The organism is Streptomyces sp. NPDC104831 (genome assembly GCF_055583025.1).
Genome location: NZ_JBVJOT010000063.1, coordinates 1 through 4376, shown reverse-complemented (window position 1 = coordinate 4376; position 4376 = coordinate 1). Strand labels below are relative to the sequence as shown.

The following is a 4376-nucleotide window of genomic DNA, read 5'->3' as shown; positions in this document are numbered from 1 at the left end:
GCTTCTTCGGCGTTGGGGTGATCGCAGGGCGGGGGGAGGGGGAGCCCCCCCCCCCCCCCCCCCCCCCCCCGGCGCGCCGGCGGACGTCAGCCCCGGTCCCGGTCCACCGGCGTGCCGCCCTCCCGCAGCACGTCGAGCAGACCCAGCAGCCGTGGTGAGGCGACCAGTTCCTCCAGCGGGACCGGACGGCCCTCGGAGTCGGCGAGCGGGAGACGCCAGTTGGGGTATTCGTCCCAGGTGCCGGGCAGGTTCTGCGGACGGCGGTCGCCGGCGCCGTCCGGGAGCCAGACGCCGATCAGCCGGGCGGGGGTGCGCAGCAGGAACCGGTGGACGGCGCGGATCTCCTCCTCCTCGTCGGAGCCGGGCGGCCCGGCCGCCGTCAGGTCCAGCAGGCCGAGGCTGCCCAGCAGGGCCAGCCACTCGGCCGCGTCGGCGGTGGCCTCGGCCCGTTCCTCGGCGGCCGGACGGGTGAGCAGGCCGAGGCGGTCGCGCAGTTCGACGTGGTCGCCGGTGAGTCGGGCGGCGGTGGGCGGCAGATCGTGGGTGGTGGCGGTGGCCAGGCAGTCGGCACGCCAGCGCTCCGGCGGCAGCGGGCGGCCGTCGCCCTCCCAGTCCCGTTCGAACCACAGCACGGAGGTGCCGAGCACCCCGCGCCGCTGGAGCGCCTCGCGCACACCGGGCTCGACGGTGCCGAGGTCCTCGCCGATCACCACCGCCCCGGCGCGGCCGGCCTCCAGCGCGAGGACGGCGAGCATGGCGTCGGCGTCGTAGTGCACGTAGGTGCCCTCGGTGGGCGGGCTGCCCTCGGGGACCCACCACAGCCGGAACAGGCCCATGACGTGGTCGATGCGCAGGGCGCCGGCGTAGCGGAACAGGGCGCGCAGCAGCTCGCGGTAGGGGGCGTAACCGGTCTCCGCCAGCCGGTCGGGGCGCCAGGGCGGCAGGCCCCAGTCCTGGCCGCGGGCGTTGAAGGCGTCCGGCGGGGCGCCGACGGACATGCCGGCGGCGAACACGTCCTGCTGGGCCCAGGCGTCGGCGCCCGCCGGGTGCACGCCGACGGCGAGGTCGTGCACGATCCCCACGGGCATGCCGGCCTCCCGGGCGGCGCGCTGGGCGGCCCGGAGCTGGCCGTCGGTGAGCCAGGCCAGCCGGGCGTGGAACTCCACCCGGCCGGCGAGCGCGGACCTCGCCCGCGCGGTGCCGGCCGAGCGGGGGTCGCGGAGCGCGGCGGGCCAGGCACGCCAGTCGGGGCCGTGGACCTCGGCGAGGGCGCACCAGGTGGCGTGGTCGACGAGGGCCCGGCCGTGGGCGGCGCGGAAGGCGTCGTAGGCGGCCTGCCGGCCGGGAGCCAGGGGCACCTCCAGGACCGTCTCCAGCGCCTCCCGTTTCAGTTCCCACACGGCGTCCCGGTCGATGAGGGCGCCCTTGTCCAGCACGGTGGCGCGCAACCGCCCGGCCCGTTCCAGCAGCTCGCCGAGCCGCTCGCGGTCCTTGGCGTACGCGAACTCGGGGACCTCCTCGACCCGCAGGTGGACGGGGTCGGGGAAGCGGCGGGAGGAGGGGCGGTACGGGGACGGGTCGGTGGGGTCGCCGGGCACGGCCGCGTGCAACGGGTTGACCTGCACGAACCCGGCGCCCGCGGTGCGTGACGCCCAGCCGGCCAGCTCGGCGAGGTCGGCGAGGTCGCCCATGCCCCAGGAGCGGTGGGACAGCAGGGAGTACAGCTGGACGAGGAGGCCGTAGGAGCGGCCGGGCGGGGCGGGCAGCCGGTCGGGGGCGACGACGAGGTGGGCCTCGCCGGTGCGGCCGTCGGGGGTGGTGGCGGTCAGCCGGTGGACGCCGGGCGGGAGGTCCGCGAGGTCCTCCCGCTCCCGCCCGTCCTCCGCCTCGACGCGCAGCCGGGTGCCGGCGGGCAGGGCGGCGAGGGCGGCGGGCGGCTCGGCACCGGCCCAGCGGACCACGGTCGGCGGCAGCAGCCGCTCGCGCAGTTCGCGTTCCCGCTCGGCGAGGGCGGCGCGTACGGCGTCCGGGCCGGACGCGTCGACGCCCAGGGCGGCGAGGGCGGCGGTCACGGCGGCGGCGGGGACCGGGACCGTACGGTCCGGGGCGGGGCGGTAGGAGGTGGCGACCCCGTGCAGCCCGGCGAGCCGGGCCAGGTCGTCCGCCGGGTGTTCCTCGGACGCCGCGGCCATCTACAGCCCCGGGGCGCAGAAGTCCGGGACCGGGTCCGCCTCGCTGGTCAGCGGGGCGGTCTCGGCGAGCGGCGGCTCACTGGTCAGCGGCTCGGCGTCGGGCAGCGGCGGCTCGCTGGTCAGCGGGGTCTGCGCGCACGCGCTCTCCGCGCTGAAGACGCGCACCGGGGTCTGGTCGGGCCGGGCGGACGGTGCCGCCACGGGTTTGGACGGGGCCGGGATCCTGAGGCGAGCGGCCACGGGGGCCTCCTTGTCGGTGCGGGTGCGAGGGCTCGGACGGGTTACGGCAGGCCTACCCCGTGAGCCCACGGCCACGCGCCCCAAATGACCGGCGCCCGGGTGATCCGGCCGCGGGCCGGTGATCGATAGAGGGGGTGTGAGACTGTTCCGCCCCATGGGGGGCCAGCGGGAGAAGGACGACGGACCCGGCGGGGACACGGCCCTGCTCCGGGCCGTCGCCCGGGGCGACGCGACGGCGATGGCCGCCCTGTACGACCGGCACGCGGGCTGGCTGCACGCGAGGCTGACCCGGCGGTGCGCCGACCCGGAGCTGGTGCGGGAGGTGCTCCAGGACACGTTCGTCACGGTGTGGCGGTCGGCGGCCGGGCACCGCGGCCCGGAGGCGGGCGGCTGGCTGTGGACGATCGCCGCGCGCCGGCTGGTCGACGCGCGGCGGGCCCGGGAGCGGGCGGCGCGCGGCGCGGAACCGCTGCCGGAGTACGAGGAGCCCGCGCGGTACGCGTCCGCCGCCGCGCCGTCCGCGGAGGACCGGGTGCTGGCCGGGCTGGAGTACGGCGATGTCGGCACCGCGCTGGACCGGATCTCGCCGGAGCTGCGGGAGGTCCTGCGGGCCACGGTGATCGACGGGCTGAGCACCCGCGAGGCGGCCCGCCTGCTCGGCATCCCGGAGGGCACGGTCAAGTCCCGCGCCCGCCGCGCCCGCGCGGAGCTGCGCACGGCCCTCGCCCGACTGAACCCGTCCCCGGCAGGAGGCCCGGCATGACCCACCGCGCACCACGGCCCCGGCCCCGGCCCGCGGGCGCCCCGGCCGCCGGCCGCCCGGAGGACGTCCCGCCGCAGCCGGACGTGGCCCCCTCCCGTGCCGGCGCCGGCCGTGCCGAAGGCGCTGCGCCGGACGCGGGCGCGAGGCCGTCCCCGGCGGACGGCGGGCGTGCCTGGCACGCCTGCGACCGTCTGGTGCGCCGTTACGCGGAGGGCGGCCTGGCGGAGTCGGCCGCGTGGTCCCTGGAAGCGCACCTGGAGGGCTGTGCCGGGTGTGCGGCACGGGTGTCGGCCGCGGTGCGCGCCACGGCGGCGGGAGCGGTGCTCGCCGACGTGCGCGCGGCGGTGCTGGAGTCGGCGCCGGCCGCCGTACTCCCGCCTGCCGGGGCGGCCGGAGTCCGGTCCGGCGCGGTCGCCGGGCGCCCCGCGCCGTCCCGGCTGCTCCGGCTGCTGTGGGCGGCCGGGCCCGCCGTGCGCGGGGCGTGGCTGCCGGCCGTGCTGGGCATGGCCGTGGCCGCGCCGGCCCTGTCGTACGGGGCCGGGTTCCCGGGCGCGCGGGCGCTGCTGCTGGCCCTCGCCCCCGTGGTCCCCGTCGCCGGGGTGGCCCTGTCCTACGGCCCGCACGCCGACCCCGTGCACGAGATCACCGCGGCGGCGCCCGGCGGCGGGCTGCGGCTGGCGCTCACCCGCACGGTCGCCGTGCTCGCGGTGAGCGTGCCGCTGCTGACCCTCACCGGCCTGCTGCTGCCCGCCTCGGGTGCCCCGGCCGCCGCGGCCTGGCTGCTGCCGGGGCTGGCGCTCGCGCTGGCCACGCTGGTCCTGGCGTCCCTCGTCGGGTGCCGGGCGGCGGCCGGGCTGACCGGCGGCGGCTGGTTGTGCGCCGTCCTGGCACCGGTGGCCGCCGGACCGGGCGGCACGGCGGCCACCCGGCTGGCCGGGCAGCTCTCCCGCTGCCTGGACGGCACCGCCGCGCAGGGCGGGTGGGCGGCGGCGGCCGTCCTGAGCGCCGCACTGCTGACCGCGCGCCGCCCGGCGTACGACCGCCCGCTGCGGCCCTAGCCACGCGTGCCGGCACCGCCCGGACCCCCCCCACGGGGGCTGAACCAGCCCCAACACCCCGACCCGCCCACGGAAGCAGGCCCAGAAACACCCCCCCCCCCCCCCCGCCAACAACAGAGGGGT

At 79.4% G+C, this 4376-nt stretch carries 4 protein-coding genes; 2 read left to right on the top strand and 2 right to left on the bottom strand.

Going from position 1 to position 4376, the window contains the following annotated elements; all coding sequences use genetic code 11:
• Positions 1–86: 86 nt before the first annotated feature.
• Both malQ and ACZ63H_RS32115 read right to left on the bottom strand, forming a co-directional pair.
• On the bottom strand, positions 87–2192 hold the full coding sequence (malQ, locus tag ACZ63H_RS32120; RefSeq protein ID WP_469871142.1) for a 4-alpha-glucanotransferase: 2106 nt from the start codon (positions 2190–2192) through the stop codon (positions 87–89).
• A complete protein-coding gene (locus tag ACZ63H_RS32115; protein WP_469871140.1) occupies positions 2193–2432 on the bottom strand; it encodes a hypothetical protein in 240 nt (79 codons plus the stop codon). It abuts the gene before it with no gap.
• A gap of 154 nt (positions 2433–2586) precedes the next feature.
• Here ACZ63H_RS32115 and ACZ63H_RS32110 point away from each other — a divergent pair, with 154 nt between their 5' ends.
• Both ACZ63H_RS32110 and ACZ63H_RS32105 read left to right on the top strand, forming a co-directional pair.
• Positions 2587–3195, top strand: coding sequence for an RNA polymerase sigma factor (locus ACZ63H_RS32110; protein WP_468394110.1), 609 nt, complete (start codon positions 2587–2589; stop codon positions 3193–3195).
• Positions 3192–4253 carry a zf-HC2 domain-containing protein gene (locus tag ACZ63H_RS32105; RefSeq protein ID WP_469871138.1) on the top strand — a complete coding sequence of 354 codons (1062 nt, stop codon included), beginning with the start codon at positions 3192–3194 and terminating at the stop codon, positions 4251–4253. The genes ACZ63H_RS32110 and ACZ63H_RS32105 overlap by 4 nt, the downstream gene beginning before the upstream one ends.
• Positions 4254–4376 lie beyond the last annotated feature (123 nt).